At 75.2% G+C, this 19,236-nt stretch carries 19 protein-coding genes; 13 read left to right on the forward strand and 6 right to left on the reverse strand.

Annotated elements, in window-relative coordinates; all coding sequences use genetic code 11:
• The first annotated feature begins 346 nt into the window (after positions 1 to 346).
• Together ACF1ED_RS02065 and ACF1ED_RS02070 are read left to right on the forward strand one after the other, a co-directional pair.
• Positions 347 to 1,618, forward strand: coding sequence for an MDR family MFS transporter (locus ACF1ED_RS02065; protein WP_391756447.1), 1,272 nt, complete (start codon positions 347 to 349; stop codon positions 1,616 to 1,618).
• A 107-nt stretch (positions 1,619 to 1,725) separates the two neighbouring features.
• The gene (locus ACF1ED_RS02070) at positions 1,726 to 1,947 is read left to right on the forward strand and encodes a hypothetical protein (protein WP_351849701.1); all 222 of its coding nucleotides are present in this window, start codon (positions 1,726 to 1,728) and stop codon (positions 1,945 to 1,947) included.
• A gap of 82 nt (positions 1,948 to 2,029) precedes the next feature.
• Here ACF1ED_RS02070 and ACF1ED_RS02075 read toward each other — a convergent pair whose 3' ends face one another.
• The gene (locus tag ACF1ED_RS02075) at positions 2,030 to 2,566 is read right to left on the reverse strand and encodes an isochorismatase family cysteine hydrolase (RefSeq protein WP_391756448.1); all 537 of its coding nucleotides are present in this window, start codon (positions 2,564 to 2,566) and stop codon (positions 2,030 to 2,032) included.
• Positions 2,567 to 2,736: 170 nt separating this feature from the next.
• Between ACF1ED_RS02075 and ACF1ED_RS02080 the strand changes: the two genes are divergently transcribed.
• Both ACF1ED_RS02080 and ACF1ED_RS02085 read left to right on the forward strand, forming a co-directional pair.
• A complete protein-coding gene (locus ACF1ED_RS02080) occupies positions 2,737 to 3,018 on the forward strand; it encodes a hypothetical protein (RefSeq protein WP_391756449.1) in 282 nt (93 codons plus the stop codon).
• An 81-nt stretch (positions 3,019 to 3,099) separates the two neighbouring features.
• Positions 3,100 to 4,296: an MFS transporter gene (locus ACF1ED_RS02085; RefSeq protein WP_391756450.1), complete on the forward strand. Its 1,197-nt coding sequence runs from the start codon at positions 3,100 to 3,102 to the stop codon at positions 4,294 to 4,296.
• A 192-nt stretch (positions 4,297 to 4,488) separates the two neighbouring features.
• Here ACF1ED_RS02085 and ACF1ED_RS02090 read toward each other — a convergent pair whose 3' ends face one another.
• The gene (locus ACF1ED_RS02090; RefSeq protein ID WP_391756451.1) at positions 4,489 to 5,106 is read right to left on the reverse strand and encodes an SRPBCC family protein; all 618 of its coding nucleotides are present in this window, start codon (positions 5,104 to 5,106) and stop codon (positions 4,489 to 4,491) included.
• A gap of 254 nt (positions 5,107 to 5,360) precedes the next feature.
• On the opposite strand from ACF1ED_RS02090, the gene ACF1ED_RS02095 reads away from it, so the two are divergent.
• The 6 genes from ACF1ED_RS02095 to ACF1ED_RS02120 all read left to right on the forward strand — a co-directional run bounded on the left by ACF1ED_RS02095 (position 5,361) and on the right by ACF1ED_RS02120 (position 9,394).
• Positions 5,361 to 6,053, forward strand: a complete 693-nt coding sequence (locus tag ACF1ED_RS02095) for an HAD family hydrolase (protein ID WP_391756452.1) — start codon at positions 5,361 to 5,363, stop codon at positions 6,051 to 6,053.
• A gap of 241 nt (positions 6,054 to 6,294) precedes the next feature.
• Entirely contained in the window at positions 6,295 to 6,531 is a 237-nt protein-coding gene (locus tag ACF1ED_RS02100) for a CDGSH iron-sulfur domain-containing protein (protein WP_391756453.1), read from the forward strand.
• 80 nt (positions 6,532 to 6,611) lie between these two features.
• Positions 6,612 to 7,634, forward strand: a complete 1,023-nt coding sequence (locus ACF1ED_RS02105) for an iron-containing redox enzyme family protein (protein ID WP_391756454.1) — start codon at positions 6,612 to 6,614, stop codon at positions 7,632 to 7,634.
• Complete coding sequence (locus ACF1ED_RS02110) at positions 7,631 to 8,299, forward strand: nucleotidyltransferase family protein (RefSeq protein ID WP_391756455.1); 669 nt, start codon at positions 7,631 to 7,633, stop codon at positions 8,297 to 8,299. The genes ACF1ED_RS02105 and ACF1ED_RS02110 overlap by 4 nt, the downstream gene beginning before the upstream one ends.
• Positions 8,292 to 8,585, forward strand: a complete 294-nt coding sequence (locus tag ACF1ED_RS02115) for a BON domain-containing protein (protein ID WP_391756456.1) — start codon at positions 8,292 to 8,294, stop codon at positions 8,583 to 8,585. Before ACF1ED_RS02110 ends, ACF1ED_RS02115 begins: the two co-directional genes overlap by 8 nt.
• On the forward strand, positions 8,582 to 9,394 hold the full coding sequence (locus ACF1ED_RS02120; RefSeq protein WP_391756457.1) for a metallophosphoesterase: 813 nt from the start codon (positions 8,582 to 8,584) through the stop codon (positions 9,392 to 9,394). The genes ACF1ED_RS02115 and ACF1ED_RS02120 overlap by 4 nt, the downstream gene beginning before the upstream one ends.
• A 29-nt stretch (positions 9,395 to 9,423) precedes the next feature.
• Here ACF1ED_RS02120 and ACF1ED_RS02125 read toward each other — a convergent pair whose 3' ends face one another.
• The 3 genes from ACF1ED_RS02125 to ACF1ED_RS02135 form a co-directional block, all read right to left on the reverse strand.
• Positions 9,424 to 10,110 (reverse strand): DUF6766 family protein, encoded by a 687-nt coding sequence (locus ACF1ED_RS02125; protein WP_391756458.1) that lies wholly within the window; start codon positions 10,108 to 10,110, stop codon positions 9,424 to 9,426.
• Between the two features lie 84 nt (positions 10,111 to 10,194).
• Positions 10,195 to 10,623, reverse strand: coding sequence for a hypothetical protein (locus ACF1ED_RS02130; protein WP_391756459.1), 429 nt, complete (start codon positions 10,621 to 10,623; stop codon positions 10,195 to 10,197).
• 274 nt (positions 10,624 to 10,897) lie between these two features.
• A complete protein-coding gene (locus ACF1ED_RS02135; RefSeq protein ID WP_391756460.1) occupies positions 10,898 to 11,095 on the reverse strand; it encodes a hypothetical protein in 198 nt (65 codons plus the stop codon).
• Between the two features lie 158 nt (positions 11,096 to 11,253).
• Here ACF1ED_RS02135 and ACF1ED_RS02140 point away from each other — a divergent pair, with 158 nt between their 5' ends.
• Together ACF1ED_RS02140 and ACF1ED_RS02145 are read left to right on the forward strand one after the other, a co-directional pair.
• Positions 11,254 to 11,958, forward strand: a complete 705-nt coding sequence (locus ACF1ED_RS02140; protein ID WP_391756461.1) for a DNA alkylation repair protein — start codon at positions 11,254 to 11,256, stop codon at positions 11,956 to 11,958.
• Positions 11,959 to 12,082: 124 nt separating this feature from the next.
• Entirely contained in the window at positions 12,083 to 13,000 is a 918-nt protein-coding gene (locus ACF1ED_RS02145; RefSeq protein ID WP_391756462.1) for a pirin family protein, read from the forward strand.
• A 92-nt stretch (positions 13,001 to 13,092) separates the two neighbouring features.
• Here the strand turns inward: ACF1ED_RS02145 and ACF1ED_RS02150 are convergent, their stop codons facing one another.
• Positions 13,093 to 16,512: a S8 family serine peptidase gene (locus tag ACF1ED_RS02150; RefSeq protein ID WP_391756463.1), complete on the reverse strand. Its 3,420-nt coding sequence runs from the start codon at positions 16,510 to 16,512 to the stop codon at positions 13,093 to 13,095.
• Positions 16,513 to 16,982: 470 nt separating this feature from the next.
• Here ACF1ED_RS02150 and ACF1ED_RS02155 point away from each other — a divergent pair, with 470 nt between their 5' ends.
• Positions 16,983 to 19,223, forward strand: a complete 2,241-nt coding sequence (locus tag ACF1ED_RS02155; RefSeq protein ID WP_391756464.1) for a glycoside hydrolase family 9 protein — start codon at positions 16,983 to 16,985, stop codon at positions 19,221 to 19,223.
• Positions 19,224 to 19,236: the final 13 nt, after the last annotated feature.

A 19,236-nucleotide genomic window follows, 5' to 3' on the forward strand; every position in this document is an offset into this window, starting at 1 on the left:
ATAGAGATTGAGGGGGCGCGGCGAAAGCCCCCGCTGACCTCGTCATTTGCGTGACACCTCGTCATTTCCGAAAAGTTTCGACGGACTTGGCGCCCGCGCCGCAGACCAACGTAGCGCCAAGCGGAGAACACCGGCACTCTTCCGCCGAAAGCTTCCCTATCCCGTCGGTGAACCCCATACGGGGCGGTTCGCGCACCGGACGCCGGCGAAGTGTCCGAGAGGTGCGTGGCGCGTTCCCGCCTTTCGCGGAACCGCTCCGGCCGGTATTCATTCGGTGTCCGGACCGGCGGAACGCGGGTCTCGTACCATCCGCCCCGTCCACGGGCCTCACGACGAAGGGGAACGCATGCGATTCCAGCCACTGACGAGGGCGCGATCCTCTCTCGTCGCGACCTTCGGCGGGCTCCCCTCCGGCTTCTGGTGGCTCTGGACCGCTCAACTCATCAACCGCGCCTGCGGTTTCGTGATGCCCCTCCTCGCCTTCTACATCACCGAGGAACTCGACCGCAGCGCCGCCTTCGCCGGCACCGTCGTGGCGGGCATCGGCGTCGGATCGCTCATCGCCGGGCCGTTCGGCGGCGCCCTGGGGGACCGCTTCGGCCACAAGCCCACGCTCGTCGGCGCGCTCGGCGCCACCGCGGTCAGCATGATCGCCCTCGCCTACGCCCGCTCGCCCTGGGCCCTGCTCCTCGGCGCCTTCGTCGTCGGCGTGGTCAACAACGCGACCCGGCCCGCCCACAACGCGCTCATCGCCGACGTCATCCCCGGCAAGGACCAGGTCCGCGCCTACTCGCTCAACTTCTGGGCCATCAACGTCGGTTACTCCATCGCGATGCTCTCCGTCGGCCTCGTCTCCCTCACCGGCTACACCGCGCTCTTCTGGCTCAACGGCGCCACCACCCTGATCGGCGCCGTGATGATCGCGATCCGGGTCCCGGGCCGCGCCCCGGCCGCCGCGCCCCCCGACGGCGAGGAGGGCGAGGGCTTCGGCGCCGTGCTGCGCGACCGCAGCTTCGTGGCCTTCGTCGCCGCCCAGTTCCTCGTCCTCACGGTCCTCCTCCAGTCGGAGAGCGGACTGCCCATCGCGATGGGCCAGGACGGCTTCTCGCCGAGCACCTTCGGACAGGTGGCCGCGCTCAACGGCATCGTCATCGTCGCCGTCCAGCTGCCGCTCACCCGGCTCTACAAACGCTTCCCCGAGTCCTGGGTGCTGGCCGGGTCCTCGGCCCTGATCGGCGTCGGCTACTCGGTCCTCCTCTTCGGCCACTCCGCCTGGATCTACGGCGCCTCGATCATCGTGTGGACCCTCGGCGAGATCGGCAACACCCCCACCAGCTTCGCGCTCGTCGCCCGCATCTCCCCGGACCACCTGCGCGGCCGCTACCAGGGCCTCTACCAGGTCGCCTGGACCGGCTCCGCCGTCGTGGCGCCGCTGGCCGGCGGCTGGGTGATCCACACCTGGGGCGCGGCCCCGCTCTGGATCGGCTGCCTGGTCGTCACCGTCGCCGCGGCCGCCGCCCAGTTCGGCATCGGCACCCGCCTCACCCGCCGCGTCAAGGCCGTGGAGCGGACCGAGCCGGAACCCGCCGCGTCGGGGGCGGGGCCCGAGCCGGGGTGACCCGGCGCGGGCGGGCCGGGCCGGCCTGGCGGGAACCTTCCGGTGCGACCGCCCGTCTTCCCTCCAGGAAGCGGAGATCCATCGTGTGCAGACCCGAGCGAGGTGCCATGCGGACGACGAACGACCCGAACACCCTGGAGACCACCCTGGCCGACGGCCGGCGGATGACCCTCTCCCTCCCCGCCACCGGCGCCGGCTGGGCCGCCGACGGCCTCGCGGCGCTGCGCCCGGTACGCCCCACCCACACCGGCCGCGGCGAGGAACCGCCCGCGCTCCCCGAGCGGCCCGCCCTCCCGCTGGAGGTCGCCCTCCTCGGCTTCGCGCTGTAGCCGGATCCGGGGCCCGAGCCGGCTGCGCCGGTTCCGGAGCTGTGGCCGGGGGCGGGACGGGGCGGACGGAGCGGACGGGCGGTCAGAACGTGACGTCGGCGGCGTCCACGATCCGGCCGTCCATGTTCCGCTCGATCATCCGCAGCGCGGCCCGTGCCAGGTCCTCGTGGATGTGGGCGACCGCGTCCCGGGGGACCGTCACCCGCAGATGGCGGATGTGCGCGTCCAGCGCGGAGTAGAGCACGCACTGCTCGGTCACCTGGCCGGTCAGCACGAGCTCGGTCACGTCCAGGGAGCGGAGCAGATAGGCGAGCGGCGTCTCGTAGAAGACCGAGTGCCGCGCCTTCACGACGAACAGCGCGTCCTCGTCCGGCCGGACCGGCTCGACCAGGTCCGGCCGGCGGCCCGCGAGCGCCAGGTCGAGGATCTCGCCGTGGTGGGAGCGCCACTGCCCGAAGTTGTCGTTGGCGTACACGACCGGCGCCCCGGCCGCCCGGGCCCGCCGCAGCAGCTCCGTGACCGCCGGCAGCGCCGCCGTCACGGACGGCACGAGCCGGTCCGCGTCCTCGTGCTCGTACGTGTTGAGCATGTCGATCACGACGAGCGCCGTGTGCGCCATGGCGGGCACCGCCCTTCTCCGGACCCGGCTCCGGCTCCGGGTCCCGTGGGGTACCTCCCGGCATACCGGCACGGACCGCCCCGCGCATCCCGAGCGGGTGCCGTCCCCGCCCCGGCGTGGTGTGCTGGTGGGGAGGGGGGCGGACCGTCGCCTCACGAGGAGGAAGGATCATGGCGATCCTCGTCCACGCCGTCCTCGGCGGAGTCAGCACGGATCAGTACGACCAGCTCAACGCCAAGTTCCAGGAGATCCCCGGCATCTTCGACGGCTGCGTCTCGCACGCGTGCGTGGCGACCGACGGCGGCCTGGAGATCTTCGACATCTGGGCGAGCCAGGAGCAGATGGAGGCGTTCGCGGAGAAGATGATGCCCGTCGCGGCCGACCTCGGCTGGGCCGACCAGCCCAGGCCCCGCGTGGTGGCCGTCCACAACCACTGGGTGCCCGGCGGCTGACGCGGCCCCGTAGGGCCGGCGGTGTGGCCGGTCCGCCGCGCTGCCGCGGGCGGACGGGCCGGGCGGGTTACCTTCGCCGGTATGGCCGGTGATCGACGCGGGTGGCTGCGGTGTCTGCTCGGCGGAGCGGTGTTCGTGGTGTGCATGGCCGGCACCACGCTCCCGACCCCGCTCTATCCCCTCTACCAGGAGAAGTTCGGCTTCTCCGAGCTCACCGTCACCGTGGTGTACGCCGTGTACGCCTTCGGTGTCATCGGCGTGCTGCTCCTCGCCGGCAACGTCTCCGACACCATCGGCAGGCGGCCCGCCCTGCGCTGGGGGCTCGCCTTCGCCGCGGCGAGCGCCGTCTGCTTCCTGTGCGCCGACGCCCTCGGCTGGCTGTACGCGGGGCGGCTGCTGTCCGGCCTGTCGGCGGGCCTCTTCACCGGCGCCGCCACCGCCTACGTCATGGAGCTCGCCCCGCCCGGCGGCGCCGCCCGCGCCACCCTCGTCGCGACCGCCGCCAACATGGGCGGCCTCGGCTGCGGACCGCTGCTCGCCGGGCTCCTCGCCGAGTACGCGCCCGAGCCGCTGCTGCTGCCCTTCGCCGTCCACCTCGTCCTCGTCGCGGTCTCGGTCCTGGTCCTCCAGGGGCTGCCCGAGACGGTGGAGGAGCGCCGGCCGCTCAGCGCCGTGCGGCCCCGCGGACCGGCCCTGCCGGCCGGGGTGCGGGCCGTCTTCGCGCCGGCCGCCGTCGCCTCCTTCGCGGGCTTCGCCCTCTTCGGCGTCTTCACCTCCGTCAGCCCCGCCTTCCTCGCCCGCTACCTGCACGTCGACGACCACGCCGTCAGCGGCCTCGTCGTGGCCCTCGCCTTCTTCGCCTCCACCGCCGGACAGGTCGCCGCGGGCCGCTTCGGTCCCACCCGCTCGCTCCCGCTGGGCTGCGCCGTCCTCTTCGCCGGCCTCGTCCTGCTCGGCGCCGCCCTCGCCACGGACCTGCTCGTCCTCATCGTCCTCGCCGCGCTCGTCGGGGGCACCGGACAGGGCCTCACCTTCCGCGCGGCGCTCTCCGCCGTCGCCGCGGCCTCGCCCCCCGACCAGCGGGCCGCGGTCATCTCGTCCCTCTTCGTGGTCGCGTACACCGGCATCTCGATCCCGGTGATCGGCGTCGGCCTGCTGGCCGGCCCCCTCGGCCTGGAGGGCGCGGGCCTGGTCTTCATCGCCTGCATGCTGGTCCTGGTCGTCTCCGCCGCCGCCTATCTGCTCCGGCGGGCGCGGACGGCGACACCGTCCGGCTAGCCCGGCATCCGCCGCGGGAGCCGGGACCCGCGTCGGTGCCGGAACCCGCACCGGTGCCAGGGCCGGAGCCTGGGCCGGTGCCGGGACCAGGCCAAGGACGGGCGCCGGTACCGGGGCCGGAACCCGTACCCGTACCAGAACCGGCACCGGGGCCGGAACCCGTACCAGGACCGGAACCGGCGCCGTCCACGACTACACGGGTCCCGGGTACGGCGGGCCCGCGCCGGGGGCCGGGGGCGGGCCGTCGCGCGGCGGCAGGGCGTCGGACGGGAGCGGGGAGCGGCCGTGCGGCGGCGGGACGCCGTCGTCCGGGGTGGCCGGGTCCGCGGGGGCGGTGCCGCCTGCGCTGTCGGCGGGACGGAGCCGGCCGCGCCACCCGCCGGTCGCCCGGTCCCGCTCCTCGATGAAGTGCTTGAAGCGGCGCAGGTCGCCCTCGACGCGGTTCTCCACGACTCCCAGCGCCTTCGCCGCCCGGTCGGTGATGCCCGAGGGCTCCACCTCCATCGACAGGCGCACGCGCGTGTGCGCGTCGTCGACCCGCTCGAAGGTGACGACGCCCTTCTGCTTCACGTCACCGCCCACCGTCCGCCACGCGATCCGCTCGTCGGGCAGCTGGTCGACGATCTCGGTGTCGAACTCGCGGGTCGCTCCCGCGATCTTGGTCCGCCAGTGGCAGAGCCGGTCGTCGAGCTGCCGCACCTCCTCGACCCCGTCCATGAAGCGGGGGAACTCCTCGAACTGCGTCCACTGGTCGTAGACCTCGCGCAGCGGGGCCTCCACCTCGATCGTGTCGTGCACCATCTCGGTCATCTCCCTGCTCTCGCCGGAACACCTGTCGGCGCGCGGCTACCCGCCCCCGTACCCCGCAACCGCCCGCCGGGGCCCCGCGCCCGGCGCGACGCGCCCCTCCGGCCCCCGAGTCCCTCTCCCCGAACGCCCCGCCCCGCATGACCCGCCCCGCAGCCCCCCTCCCGCATGACCCACCCCCCGCCGGGGCAGCCGCAGCCTGTCGGCGCACGACGGCCGCGCCGGCCCAGCGGCACCCCTCGCCCCCGGGAGGCGCGATGACCCCGCACCCGGCGCCGCGGACCCGCGGCGCCGCCCTGTTCGACATCGACGGCACCCTCGTCGACACCACCTACCTCCACACCCTCACCTGGTGGCTGGCCCTGCGGCAGCACGGCCACACCGTGCCGATGGCCCGCATCCACCATGCCGTCGGCATGGGCGCCGACCGGCTCCTCGACGCCGTGCTCGGCGCGGACCGGCGGGCCGGCGAGGACGACGCGATCGCCGGCGCCCACGGCACCCTCTACGCCACCTGGTTCGACACCCTCACCCCCTTCGAGGGCGCCGCGGAACTGCTGCGGGCCACCGCCGCCCGGGGCTGGCGGATCGTGCTGGCCAGCTCCGCCTCGGAGGAGGAGGTCGCGGCCGTACGCGCCCGGCTCGGCGCCGACGACGTCATCGACGCGGCCACCTCCAGCGCCGACGTGACCGCCACCAAACCCGCCCCCGACCTGGTGCGGGCCGCCCTCGACAAGGTGGGCGCCGCACCGGAGGACGCCGTCCTCGTCGGCGACACCGTCTGGGACGTCGAGGCCGCGGGACGCGCCGGAGTGCCCTGCGTCGGGCTCCTCACCGGGGGCGCCACCCGCCGCGAGCTGGAGGACGCCGGCGCGGTCCTCGTCCACGACGACGCCCTCGCCCTGCTGCGCCACCTCGACGCGGGACCGCTGGCCCGGCCCCCGCGCTGAGGCCCCGGCCCCTCCCGGCACCCCCGTCCGCCCGCGGGCATGACGGGGCCGGGAGGGGGCAGGCGCCAAGGCGTCAGCCCCGTGGGACCGGCGGCCGTCACGGCCTCCCGTCCCACGCTTCCTCCTCCGGAGGTGTGCCGTGGAACCCGCGCACGAGAAGACCCCCCGGCCGGCGTCCGCGGACCCGGCCGACCGGACGGAGCCACCGCCGCCCCCCGCGCCCGCGCCGCCCCGTCCCCGGATGCCGCCCGCCGTCCGCGTCACCCCCCTCGCGGAGGGCCCGCTGCTGGTCGACGGCCCCGTGGAGGTCGTGCTCGCCGACGGGACCGTGCGGCGCAGCGAGCGCCCCGTCGTCGCGCTCTGCCGCTGCCGCCGCAGCCTGCTCGATCCGTTCTGCGACACCAGCCACCGCCGCCGCGCCAGGGCCACCCGCCCCGACCGGTCCGGCGGACCCGAGCCCACGCCACCGCCCGGCTGACGCGCCACCGCCCGCCCGATACGCCACCGCCCGCCCGACGCGCCCGGCCCGCCGGAGACGCCCCCCGAGGAGGTCCCGCCATGACGATCACCGCCCCGCGCCCCGCCGGGGCCCGGGCGCCCGCCCTGCCCCCGGCGCGCGGCGAGCTGTCGGCGGCCGTCTCCGGGCGGCTGCGCGGACGCCCCGGCGCGCTGCCGGGACCGCGCGCCGCCGCGGCGGCCGACCCGTACGGCGAGGACGTCCAGCTGGCCCTCCACCTCTGCTACGAACTCCACTACCGGGGCTTCGACGGCGTGCCCGACGCCGCCGAGTGGGACCCGGACCTGCTGCGCCTGCGCGCCCTCCTGGAGGAACGCTTCGAGGGGGCGCTGCGGGAGGCGTGCCCCGGGCCCGCGACGCCCGACGAGGTCTTCGACGCCCTCCTGACCGAGCCGCCCGACGGCCGCGGCGTCTCCCGCCACCTGCTGCGCCACGGCACCCTGGAGCAGCTGCGGGAGTACGCGGTCCTGCGCTCCGTCCACCAGCTGCGGGAGTCCGACCCGCAGGCCTGGATGCTGCCCCGGCTGCGCGGCCGGGCCAAGGCGGGCCTGGTGACCGTGCTGTACGACGAGTTCGGCTGCGGTCGCGAGGAGCGCGCGCACGCCCGGCTCTACGCCGACCTGATGAGCGCCCTCGGGCTCGATCCCGGATACGGCCGGTATCTGCCGGAGGTCGGGGCGCCCGCCCTCGCGGTCGCCAACGTGATGTCCCTCTTCGGGCTGCACCGGGCCCGCCGGGGCGCCCTCGTCGGCCACTTCGCCGCCCTGGAGATCGGCTCGCCGCCCGCCGCTTCCTGGCACGCGGCGGCCCTGCGCCGGTGCGGCGCCGGGGAGGCCGCCGTCCGCTACTACGACGAGCACGTGGAGGCCGACGCCGTCCACGAGCAGCTGGTCCGTCGCGAGGTCGTCGGCGGGCTGCTCGCCGAGGAGCCCGGCCTCGCCCCCGACGTCGCCTTCGGCGCCCGGGCCACCGTCCTCCTGGACGACGCCCTCGCCACGTCCGCCATCCGCGCCTGGCGCTCCGGTGCCGGCGCCCTGCGGCCCACCTCCGAGGAGGAGGCATGAACCTCACGGCCCACGCCCACGCCCGCGACGCCCGCGCCCGCGGTGCCGGCGCAGGAGGCGCCGCCGACCCGCTCCCGCCCGACCACACCCAGGCCATCCTGGAGGTCACCAAGGAGGTCGGCGCCGTCCTCAAGAGCTCCGGCTGCCCCTTCGCCCTCGTCGGCAGCGTCGCCGCCTACGCCTACGGCATCCCGGTCCGGCTCCAGCACGACACCGACTTCGCGCTGCGGGCGGAGGACTCCGAGACCGTGGTGAAGCTGCTGCGCGAGCGCGGCATCGAGATCGTCGACCCGCCGGAGGACTGGCTGGTGAAGGCCCGCAGCGGCGGGGAGCACATCGACCTGATCTTCGCCCTCGCCGGACGGTCCGTCACCCGAGAGCTCCTGGACCGCGCCCAGGTCCTCCCCGTCGACTCCGTGCACCTGCCGGTGATCGACCCGACCGACCTCATGACCGGCCGGCTCGCGGCCCTCTCCGAGCACCACTGCGACTACGGTGCCCTGCTGCCCGTCGCCCGCGGCCTGCGCGAACGGGTCGACTGGGAGCGGGTCGCCGAGGAGACCCGCGACCGGCCCATGGCCGTCGCCTTCCTCTACCTCCTCCGGCTCCTCGGCGTCCTCCCGCACCCCCCGACGACACGGGAGGAGGCCGACGGCCGTGACTGAACGACCGGAGCCGCACGAGGCCCGGGCGCCAGGCCCGGAGCCGTACGAGGACGAGTACCGCATCGCGCTGCTGCGGGAGCGGCTCGCCGGGGACGGACCGGCCGAGCTCGGCGTGCGGGTGGAGCGGCGCGGCGGCGTCGTGCTGCTCACCGGTACCGTCCCCAACTCCACCCGGTGCGAGGAGATCCTGGAACTCGCCCGCGCCACCCTGACCGGCTGCACGGTGCGCACCGAGATCGCCGTGGCCGGCCACGACGCCCCGGACCACGGGGAGGAGCTGACATGACCCTCCTCGGACCGGAACGCACCGAACGGGAGCCCGCCGTCCGGATCGCCGCGGTCGGTGACATCCACCTCGGCGAGGACTGCGCCGGCCTGCTCCGCCCCGCCTTCGAGGCCCTGCCGGACTGCGCCGACCTGCTGCTGCTCGCCGGCGACCTGACCCGGCACGGCAGCGTCGCCGAGGCCGAGGTGGTGGCGGGCGAGATCGCGGGGCTCGGCGTCCCCGTCGTCGCCGTCCTCGGCAACCACGACCACCACGGGGACACGCCGGACGAGGTCACCGGGGTGCTGCGCGACGCCGGCGCGCACGTCCTGGAGGGCGAGAGCACCGTCCTGCCCGTCGCCGGCCACAAGGTCGGCGTCGCCGGGGCGAAGGGCTTCTGCGGCGGTTTCCTCGGGCGCAGCGCCGGCGAGTTCGGCGAGCCCGAGATGAAGGCCTTCGTCCGCACCGCCCGGCGGAGCGCCGAGCGCCTCGGGCACGCGCTCGGCGAACTGGCCGAGCACGGCTGCGCCGTCCGCATCGCCCTCACCCACTTCTCCCCGGTGCCCGACACCCTCGCGGGCGAACCGCTGGAGATCTACCCCTTCCTCGGCAGCTACCTCCTGGCCGAGGCCATCGACTCCCACGGCGCCGACCTCGCCGTCCACGGCCACGCCCACCTGGGCACCGAGCACGGCATGACGGCGGGCGGCGTCCGCGTCCGGAACGTCGCCCAGCCCGTCATCGACCACGCCTTCGCGCTCTACCGCCTGCCCCTCGACGGCCACCGCGCCCGCCCCGCCGCCCCCACGGCCCGCTACGACCCCCGCTGAGCGGGGACCCGCCGGGGCCGGGACCCGCCTCAGCCCTCCACGCCGGTGGAGTCGTGCGACGAGCCCACCGGCTTGGACTCCGGGGAGCCGCGCTGGCGGAGGTAGACGGAGAGGACGGCCATCGCGCAGACGGCGAGGAGTTCCGACTGCCAGTTCTGCAGGGAGCGGCTCCAGAAGTCCGCCGAGGCGAGGTACGCGCCCCAGTCGACCGGCGCCTGGAGCTGCCGCAGCCGCTCGCCGTTGTACGCGGCGACGCCGGACACCGACTGGGCGAGCCAGGACAGCAGGAAGAAGACGCCCATGACCAGTCCCAGCGAGCGGGCGTAAAGGCCCTGCCGCCAGTCCTTCGTGCCGGCCCAGCGGGGGGAGTCGGACCGGGCGTGGTCGCCCATCTTCTGGTCCCGCTCGCTCTCGGTCCCCGCCCGGTCCAGCGGCTTCGACTCGGGCGAGCCGCGCTGGACGAGGTAGACGGTCCCGTACACGTACAGGAAGAACTGGAGGAACTCCGACTGCCAGTTCTCCGTGACGTCGACGGCGAAGTCCGAGGAGGTCAGGTACGCGCCGAAGCCGATCTGCTGGAGCCCGGCCACGGCCAGCTGCTCGTTGAACTCGGCGCGCCCGGCGACCGCCTGGGCGGCGAGCACGAGGAGGAAGGCCCCGCCGAAGACGAGGGTGAGGCTGTTGGAGCGCCAGAAACCGGCGCGTCCCGCGGTCACCGGTGCATCGCCCCGATCACCGTGAAGTAGGCGAGCCCGCCCAGGACCGTCACGACACAGCCGAGGAAGAGGATCCGCATCCCGTCAGCCCCCCTTCACCGAGCAGCGGTACGGCTCGTCGCCGGAGCCCTCCTCGCAGCCGGCGGCCGTGACCAGCCAGCCGCTGTCGAACTGAGACAGGAAGAGCGTGTCCGAAGTCATCCGAAGCAGCGCCTCGCGGCCGTAGACGTCGACCCCGCGCGCCTCGCCGGCCGGCGGCAGTCCCGCCTCCCGCAGCCCCGGCCCACACGGGCCCTGGGCGTCCTCCTCGATCTGCTCGCGGGTCTCCGGGGCGAGCAGTTCGCAGCCGGCGCGGTAGTCCCCGGCCGAGACCGCGGCCGCGAACCGCCGGCCGGCGTCGGTGGCGCCGTCCTCGCGCGCCGCGGACGCCCCGCAGCCGCACAGCAGAAGCGCGGCCGGCAGTGCGCAGGCCGCGCGGCACAGCCTTCTCGTCCGTCGTCCGGGTGCTGTCATGGGCCCACCCTGCCCGTGCGGGCGGTACGGCCCCGAGACGCGGGGCCGCCCGGCCCACCGGCTTCACCCGATCGCCCGCCCGCCCGTCGTCCCTCCACCCGCCCGCCGCCCCGCCGTCCCGTCCCGTCCGCCTGTCGTCCGTCCACCCGTCCACCGCCCCGCCGTTCTGTCCCGTCCGCCCGTGGTCCGTCCATCCCTCGCCGTCCTGCCGCCCCGTCCCGTCCGTGTCCGCCCCGCCCGTGTCCCGCCGGCGCCGAGGCCCCGGCTCGTGCGCTCAGTGGGCCGCCGCGCCGAACTCGGCGTGCTGCGTGCGGAAGGAGAAATCGGTCTCGCTGGGGGGCGGGCGCCCCAGGAAGCCGCGCCGCGCCTCCGCCCTGGCCTCCCGTATCAGCACCCCGAACTCCTCGTCCGTGAGCCTGCGCCGGCAGCCCGCGCCCGTGTCCGCCGACCGTCCCCCGGTGGGTCCGCGCATCGTCCTCGCCGCCTTCCGGATCCGGTCCTCCGCCCGGGTTCCCCGCCCGGGCGCCTTCGTACCGCGTCTACCCGCCGGGCGCCCGGACAGCCGCTCCCGGCCGCACGGAACCACCGCGCCCGTAGGCTGGAGGCCGTACGCGAGCGACAGGAGGACCGATGGCCGGGACGGTGGCCGGGGCGAGCGGGGAGGCCGGGGTGACGGCGGACGAGGTGCTGGCCGAGCTGGCCGCGCTGGAGGACCCCCGGATGCGCGAGGTCAACGAACGGCACGGCGACGACCACGGGGTGAACCTCGCCGGGCTGCGCGCGATCGCCAAGCGGCTGAGGACGCGGCACGAGCTCGCCCGCGAGCTGTGGGCGAGCGGCGACACCGCCGCCCGGCTCCTCGCCACCCTCGTCTGCCGCCCCAAGGAGTTCGGCCGCGACGAACTCGACGCCATGCTGCGCGCCGCCCGCGCCCCCAAGGTCCACGACTGGCTCCTGAACCACGTGGTGAAGAAGGGCCCCCACGCGGAGGAGCTGCGCCTGCGGTGGCTCGCCGACCCCGACGCCGTCGTCGCGAGCGCCGGCTGGGCGCTCACCACCGAGCGGGTCGCGAAGCGGCCCGAGGGCCTCGACCTCGACGCCCTCCTCGACACCGTCGAGCGCGAGATGAAGGACGCCCCGGGCCGGCTCCAGTGGGCGATGAACCACTGTCTCGCCCGGACCGGCATCGAGCACCCGGCCCACCGCGACCGGGCCCTCGCCATCGGCGAGCGCCTGGAGGTCCTCAAGGACCACCCGACCCCCAAGGGCTGCACCTCCCCCTACGCCCCCGCCTGGATCACCGAGATGGTCCGCCGCCGCGAGGGCGGTTCCTGACCCCCGCCCTCCGGCGCGGGGCCGGAGGGCGGGGGCGGGAGGTCCGGGGGACCACGGACTTGCGGCGGCGCGGGGCGTCACCCACAATGGTTGAATCTGAAACTAAAGCGAGGAGGGGTCGGAGATGGGCGACACGAAGGTCGAGGTCCTCACGCCCCGGGACGTTCCGCTGGGCGGCCCGCGCGCCATGACCGTACGGCGCACGCTGCCGCAGCGGGCCCGCACCCTGATCGGCGCCTGGTGCTTCGCCGACCACTACGGCCCCGACCCGGTCGCCGCCTCCGGCGGCATGGACGTCGCCCCCCACCCCCACATCGGGCTCCAGACCGTGAGCTGGCTCTTCAGCGGGGAGATCGAGCACCGCGACAGCCTCGGCAGCCACGCCGCCGTCCGCCCCGGCGAGATCAACCTCATGACCGGCGGCCACGGCATCGCCCACTCCGAGGTCTCCACCCCCGACACCACCGTCCTGCACGGCGTCCAGCTCTGGGTCGCCCTCCCCGACGCCCACCGCGACACCCCGCGCGCCTTCGCCCACCACGCGCCCCGCCCGGTGCGCGTCGACGGCGCCGAACTCCGCGTCTTCCTCGGCACGCTGGCCGGCGACACCTCCCCGGTGGAGACCTTCACGCCCCTCCTCGGCGCCGAACTCCTCCTCGACCCCGGCGCCATCGTGACCCTCGCCGTCGACCCGGAGTTCGAGCACGGCCTCCTCGTCGACGAGGGCGACCTCACCCTGGACGGCACCCCGCTCCGGCCCGCCGAACTCGGATACGCCGCCCCCGGCCGCGCCGCCCTCACCCTCGTCAACGCCTCCTCCGGCCGGGCCCGCGCGGTCCTCCTCGGCGGCCCGCCCTTCGGGGAGGAGATCGTCATGTGGTGGAACTTCATCGCCCGCACCGACGCCGAGATCCGGCAGGCGCGGGAGGAGTGGGCGCGGGGCTCCGACCGCTTCGGCGAGGTGACGGGCTACCCCGGCGACCGCCTCCCGGCCCCCGAACTCCCCACCACCCCGCTCAGGCCACGCCGCGACGCGCGCTGAGACCGGGCCCGCCCCCGGACCGCACGCCGAACCGGCGCCACCACCCCACATGGTGACGCCGGCTCAGGTGACGCGTGCTCAGCGGGTGGGCGTCACCTCCCGGTCCACGCGTCGCGGACCGAGAGCGTCGACGTGTTGCCCTGCCGGTCCGTGACCTCGGCGGAGAGCGAGATCCCGCTGCCCTTCGCCGGGTTCTTCACGACCACCCGGCCGCCGACGACCGGCACGGACCGCCAGCTTCCGCCCCGGTCGTAACTGACCTTCACCTCAAGGGACTTGAGGTTCCGGCCGGCCGCCGATCCCTGCACCGTCACCGGCACCGAGACCCACGTGCCCTCCGGGGCGCTCGTGGCCAGGTCGACCGGGGCCGCGAAGCGGACCGTGGACACCGGCAGCGCCGTGGTGGCCGCGACCTGCTTCGAACGGAACGTGAAGGAGGTGTCGATCCGGGTCGACACCCCGGCGACACCGGCGGGCCGCTCCGCCGAGGTCACCAGCCGGTACTCGGCCTCGGCGCCGTCGACCGCGAACGGCTCCGTGCCGCTCAGCGGGTCCTCGTTCGCCGCGATCCGCACGCCGTCGCGGTACAGCGTCGACGTCGCCGACGAGAACAGCGAGGAGCCGGCGTGGCCCTCCCCGTCGGCCAGCAGCGGCACGGCCCCCACGAGCTGCTGCTCGCCCGTCACCGGGTCGGGAGCGGTGCGGAAGACGCCCGTGCCCTCGCCCAGGAGCGGCCCGAAGACACCGGCGTTGAACCGCTCGCGGTACGTCCGGCCCGCCTCGTACCGCTTCGGCCGGGCCATCTCCAGGCTGCCCTCGAAGGCCGGGTAGCCCCACTCGTCGGGCGCGCCGAGCTGGTTGAAGCGGGTCAGCCACGAGACGCCGTCGGCCGTCGACACGTGGAAGGTGCGCGTCCCCGGCGTCGCCTGCGGCGCGGAGAAGCCGTTGCCCTCCGGCGCCCCCGGCAGGTGCGCGTAGGGAGAGGCCAGCGCGGTCTTGCCGGCGGCGGAGGCGCCCAGGCCGACCTTCAGGGTGGCCAGCTCACCGGCCTCCACATGGCGGCGGTAGCCGGTCGCGACCCTGTCCGTCCGCCCGCCGAAGGCCACCGAGTACTGGCTGCCGGCGGCGTCGTCGAGGAAGTGGGCGTCCCAGGTCTGCAGCATCGAGCCGTCGGTGACGGCCGGCCCCTGGTGGGCGGTGCGGAAGCCGGTGAGGCCCCGCAGGACCCAGCCGTTGCCGACCCGCCCGATCTCGGTGTCGACCTCGTAGTACGTGCCCGCGTAGTCCGCCCGGTCGATCCCCGGCACGGTCAGTTCCACGGGCCGCGTCGTGCGCGCGTCGACGGTGACCTCCGTGTCGGCGGAGACGTCCAGCTTCGGCCGGGCGATCCAGTCGGTGCCCTTCGTGTAGTCCGAAGGGTCCTCGTAGACGGCCGTGTTGAGCGTGTACGAGCCCTTGGGCACCCGGAGGGTGTGGCTGCCGGGCTCGTTGTCGACGCGCGCCTGGAAGCCGGCGGCCGGCCCGGCGACGCCGGTCAGCGTGTTGGCGAAGTTCCGGGCGTCGGCGCCGTCGCGGCCGAGCGTCCTGACCGTGAGGTCGTACGACTCCGCCTCCCGCACGGCCACGGCGGCGGCGCGGACGGAACCGCCCGCGCCGGTGGCGGTGACGTAACCGGAGTAGGTGCCGTCGGCCTCGCCGATCCTGGTGTCGGCGACGAGGTCGACCGACGCGGTCCCGCCGGCCGGCACCGTCACCCGCGGGGAGCCGAGCGCGAAGAAGCCCTCGGGGGCGGGCTTGCCCGCCGGGTCGAGTCCGGCCACCGACAGGTCGAGCGTGACGTCGGCCGTGCCGAGGTTGCGGTAGACGACCTGCCGGGTGACCGGCTCGTCGTCGGCGTGCGGCCAGAGCGCCGTGCCGAAGTTCAGCGACCCGGACTCGGCGACGACGGTCTGCTCCAGCGCCCGGTCGACCTGGATCCGGCCCGTGCCCTGCTGGAAGGCGGTGAGGCCGTCGCCGCCCTTCGCCGACCCGGTCAGCGCGCCCTTGAGCTCGGCGGCCTTCCACTGCGGATGCCGCTGCTTGAGGATCGCCGCCGCCCCCGCCACGTGCGGGGTGGCCATGGAGGTGCCGTCGATCTGGAGGTAGCCGGGCGCCGGGTGCGGGGTGCCGGGGCGGACGTCGATCGCGCTGCCGGCGGCGGCCGCCGCCGTGACGGCGACGCCGGGGGCGGTCACGTCCGGCTTGACGGCTCCGTCGCCGACCCGCGGGCCGGTGCTGGAGAAGGGCGCGAGCCGGTCCTCGTGGTCGACGGCGCCGACGGTCAGGGCGGCGTCCGCGCTGCCGGGCGAACCGACCGTCGAGGGACCGGCCTCGCCCTCGTTGCCCGCGGCGACGGCGAAGAGGATCCCCTTCTCGGCGGAGAGCCGGTCGATCGCCGCCTCCAGCGGGTCGACACCGGGGCTGTCGGCGCTGCCGAGGCTGAGGTTGACGATGTCGGCGCCCTCGGCCGCCGCCCACTCCATGCCCGCGAGGACGGCGGAGTCGTCGCCGTAGCCCTCGTCGTCGAGGACCTTTCCGCTGATCAGCTCGGCGCCGGGCGCGACCCCCTTGTACCGGCCGCCGGACTTGGCGCCGGTTCCGGCGGCGATGGAGGCGACGTGGGTGCCGTGGCCGACGCGGTCCACCGCGTCGGGGGAGGAGGAGAAGTTCTTCTCCCCGACGACCCGGGTCCTCAGGTCGTCGTGGGTCCTGTCGACGCCGGTGTCGAGGACGGCGATCTTCACGCCGGTGCCGTCGTAGCCCGCCTGCCACGCCTTGTCGGCGCCGATCTGCGGGACGCCCCGGTCCAGGCGCGCCCCGCGCACCCCGTCCAGCCACACCTTCCCGATGCCGGTGGCGGCGGCCCGGGCGCCGTCCCGCCGCCGGTCGGTCAGCGCCTCCCAGACCCGGGCCAGGTCGTCCGGGGAGGCGAGGAGCGCCTCGGCGCCGAGGACGGGGAAGGTCCGCAGGACCTCGGCTCCTCCGGCCGTCCGGACGCCGGTCCGCGCGGCGGCGGCCCCGCCCTCGTACTGGACGATCAGCTTGAGCCCCGCCCGGTGGCCGGCGCGCAGCCGCGGGTCGGTGAGGACGGAGAGGTCGAAGAGCCGCTGGTCCAGCCGGTCCTCGGCGATCAGGCGCTGGGCGTCGGCGGGCACCACCAGGGTGCGGTCGCCGGTGCGGCGCACCTCGACGGGTATGTGCTCGCGGCCCGCGGCGGCCTCGAAGCGGACCATGCGGCCCGCGGCGTCCACCACCACGTGGTCGCCGGTGACGAGCGGGATCCGCAGGTCGGCGCCGGTGCGCCGGATCTCCGGCGCGGCGGGGGCCTTCGGGCCCTTCGCGCTCTTCCGGTCCTTCGCCGGGTGGGCGGTGTGCGGGGTGTCCGCCGTGATCGCCGTGGCCGGGCCGGTCATGCCCGCCACCAGGGCCACCGAGGTGGCGGCCGCGATCGTGAGGGCGCGTGCTCTCTGCACGTGTGCGCGCAAGTCTCCCCCCAGGAGCTTGGGATGAGGTCGAATGGTCGAATCCGGCCAGCGGCGCGAGAGGCGCCCGCTGTCGGTCAGCGCAGTATGTGAGGTCACAGGGGTGTGATCAACGGCGGTCCGGGAGCGGGGGGTTGGAACGCATGGTTTCCGGCCACGCCGCAGGACGCCAGTTCGATGGGGCGACGACGGTGATGTGACGGGTCCGTGACACCCGTGCGATGACTGTGCGACAGCCGCCGTCGTCGGCGCCGCGGAACCGCAGGCGGCACGCGCCTTCCGGCCCCCCGTCGCCGCGCGACCGGAGGCCGTCTCTCCGATTGGCCGTATCCGGGCCGCGACGGACCGGTCCTGTCCGGGCCGTTGACGGCCCCGCGCCCGGACCACAAGGATGTCCACCGCCCCTTTGGGAGCGCTCCCACAGAGGGTGTGCTCCACCGACCCCCATGAGGAGCCCGGACGTGAACCGACGCAGAACCGCCCTGTTGTCCCTGACGGCCCTGCTGGCGGCGGGCCTGACCGCGCTGCCCGCGGGGCCCGCCGGCGCGGACGAGGCGGAACAGGTGAGGAACGGCGGCTTCGACGCCGGCACCGAGTCCTGGTGGACCAGCGGCGTCACCGCCGGGCCCGACGGCGGCGGACTCTGCGCCGACGTGCCCGGGGGCACCGCGAACCGCTGGGACGCGGCGGTCGGCCAGAACGACCTCACGCTGGCCAAGGGCGAGTCGTACCGCATCGCCTTCCGCGCGACCGGCACCCCGGCGGGCCACTCCGTCCGCGCCGTCGTCGGCCTCCAGGTCGCCCCGTACGACGCGTACCACGAGGTCGTGCCGCAGCTCAGCGTCTCCGGCGACACCTACACGTACACCTTCGCCTCCCCGGTCGACACCACCCAGGGCCAGGTCGCCTTCCAGCTCGGCGGCGCCGCCGAGCCCTGGCGGTTCTGCCTCGACGACGTGTCCCTGCTGGGCGGGGTGCCCCCGGAGGAGTACGAACCCGACACCGGGCCCCGCGTCCGCGTCAACCAGGTCGCCTACCTGCCCCGCGGCCCGAAGAACGCCACCCTCGTCACCGAGGCCACCACCCCGCTGCCCTGGCAGCTCAAGGACGCGGCCGGCGCCGTCGTCGCCCGCGGCCGGACCGTCCCGCGCGGCGTCGACGCCTCCTCCGGACAGAACGTCCACACGATCGACTTCGGCGGACACCGCAGGCCCGGCACGGGCCTCACCCTCACCGCCGACGGCGAGACCAGCCACCCCTTCGACATCGGCACCGCCGCCTACGAGCGACTGCGCCTGGACGCGGCGAAGTTCTACTACACCCAGCGCAGCGGAACCCCCGTCCGCGACGACCTGCGCCCCGGCTACGGCCGCGCCGCCGGACACGTCGGCGTCGCCCCCAACCAGGGCGACACCCGGGTGCCCTGCCAGCCGGGCGTCTGCGACTACGCCCTCGACGTCTCCGGCGGCTGGTACGACGCCGGCGACCACGGCAAGTACGTCGTCAACGGCGGCATCTCCGTCTGGCAGCTCCTCAGCACCTACGAACGCGCCCGCCACGCCCGCACCGGCGACGCCGAGGCGCTCGGCGACGGCACCCTGGCCCTCCCCGAGAGCGGCAACGGCGTCCCCGACATCCTCGACGAGGCCCGCTGGGAGCTGGACTTCCTCCTGAAGATGCAGGTCCCGGACGGCGAACCCCTCGCCGGCATGGCCCACCACAAGATCCACGACGAGCAGTGGACCGGCCTGCCGCTGATGCCCTCCGACGACCCCCAGAAGCGCGAACTCCACCCGCCGACCACCGCCGCCACCCTCAACCTCGCCGCGACCGCCGCCCAGGCGGCCCGCCTGTACGAGGAGTACGACCCCGCCTTCGCCGCCACCGCGCTCGCCGCCGCCCGCAAGGCGTGGGCCGCCGCCCTCGCCCACCCCGACGTCCTCGCCTCCGAGAGCGACGGCGTCGGCGGCGGCACCTACGCCGACCGGAACGTGGCCGACGAGTTCTACTGGGCCGCCGCCGAGCTCTACCTCACCACCGGCGCCAAGGAGTTCAAGGCCCACGTCCTCGCCTCGCCCGTCCACACCGCCGACATCTTCGGAGCCGTCGGCTTCGACTGGGCGAGCACGGCCGTCCCCGCCCGCCTCGACCTCGCCACCGTCCCCAGCCGCCTCCCCGGCCGCGACAAGGTCCGCGCCTCGGTCCGCGCCGGCGCCGACCGCTACCTCGCCACCCTCAAGGCCCACCCCTACGGCATGCCGTACGCCCCCGAGGGCCAGAAGTACGACTGGGGCTCCACCCACCAGATCCTCAACAACGCCGTCGTCCTGGCCACCGCCTACGACCTCACCGGCAGCGCCGCCTACCGCGACGGAGCCGTCCAGAGCATGGACTACGTCCTCGGCCGCAACGCCCTGAACCTCTCCTACGTCACCGGCTACGGCGAGGCGGCCGCCCACAACCAGCACAGCCGCTGGTACGCCCGCCAGCTCGACCCCGAGCTGCCCCCGCCGCCCGCCGGCTCGCTCTCCGGCGGCCCGAACTCCAGCATCCAGGACCCGCTCGCGCAGGCGAAACTCCAGGGCTGCGTGGGCCAGTTCTGCTACATCGACGACATCCAGTCCTGGTCCACCAACGAGCTGACCATCAACTGGAACTCCGCCCTGACCTGGATGGCGTCCTTCGTCGCCGACCAGGGCTGAGCCCCTCCCGCCG

The organism is Streptomyces sp. NPDC014656 (assembly GCF_043084305.1).
Classification (GTDB): Bacteria; Actinomycetota; Actinomycetes; order Streptomycetales; family Streptomycetaceae; genus Streptomyces.

What these genes read in the sequence shown, in the direction of transcription:
- ACF1ED_RS02065 (WP_391756447.1), top strand. Translation starts at nt 347, where the DNA reads ATGCGATTCCAGCCACTGACGAGGGCGCGATCCTCTCTCGTCGCGACC.
- ACF1ED_RS02070 (WP_351849701.1), top strand. Translation starts at nt 1,726, where the DNA reads ATGCGGACGACGAACGACCCGAACACCCTGGAGACCACCCTGGCCGAC.
- ACF1ED_RS02075 (WP_391756448.1), bottom strand. Translation starts at nt 2,566, where the DNA reads ATGGCGCACACGGCGCTCGTCGTGATCGACATGCTCAACACGTACGAG.
- ACF1ED_RS02080 (WP_391756449.1), top strand. Translation starts at nt 2,737, where the DNA reads ATGGCGATCCTCGTCCACGCCGTCCTCGGCGGAGTCAGCACGGATCAG.
- ACF1ED_RS02085 (WP_391756450.1), top strand. Translation starts at nt 3,100, where the DNA reads ATGGCCGGTGATCGACGCGGGTGGCTGCGGTGTCTGCTCGGCGGAGCG.
- ACF1ED_RS02090 (WP_391756451.1), bottom strand. Translation starts at nt 5,106, where the DNA reads ATGACCGAGATGGTGCACGACACGATCGAGGTGGAGGCCCCGCTGCGC.
- ACF1ED_RS02095 (WP_391756452.1), top strand. Translation starts at nt 5,361, where the DNA reads ATGACCCCGCACCCGGCGCCGCGGACCCGCGGCGCCGCCCTGTTCGAC.
- ACF1ED_RS02100 (WP_391756453.1), top strand. Translation starts at nt 6,295, where the DNA reads ATGCCGCCCGCCGTCCGCGTCACCCCCCTCGCGGAGGGCCCGCTGCTG.
- ACF1ED_RS02105 (WP_391756454.1), top strand. Translation starts at nt 6,612, where the DNA reads ATGACGATCACCGCCCCGCGCCCCGCCGGGGCCCGGGCGCCCGCCCTG.
- ACF1ED_RS02110 (WP_391756455.1), top strand. Translation starts at nt 7,631, where the DNA reads ATGAACCTCACGGCCCACGCCCACGCCCGCGACGCCCGCGCCCGCGGT.
- ACF1ED_RS02120 (WP_391756457.1), top strand. Translation starts at nt 8,582, where the DNA reads ATGACCCTCCTCGGACCGGAACGCACCGAACGGGAGCCCGCCGTCCGG.
- ACF1ED_RS02130 (WP_391756459.1), bottom strand. Translation starts at nt 10,623, where the DNA reads ATGACAGCACCCGGACGACGGACGAGAAGGCTGTGCCGCGCGGCCTGC.
- ACF1ED_RS02135 (WP_391756460.1), bottom strand. Translation starts at nt 11,095, where the DNA reads ATGCGCGGACCCACCGGGGGACGGTCGGCGGACACGGGCGCGGGCTGC.
- ACF1ED_RS02140 (WP_391756461.1), top strand. Translation starts at nt 11,254, where the DNA reads ATGGCCGGGACGGTGGCCGGGGCGAGCGGGGAGGCCGGGGTGACGGCG.
- ACF1ED_RS02145 (WP_391756462.1), top strand. Translation starts at nt 12,083, where the DNA reads ATGGGCGACACGAAGGTCGAGGTCCTCACGCCCCGGGACGTTCCGCTG.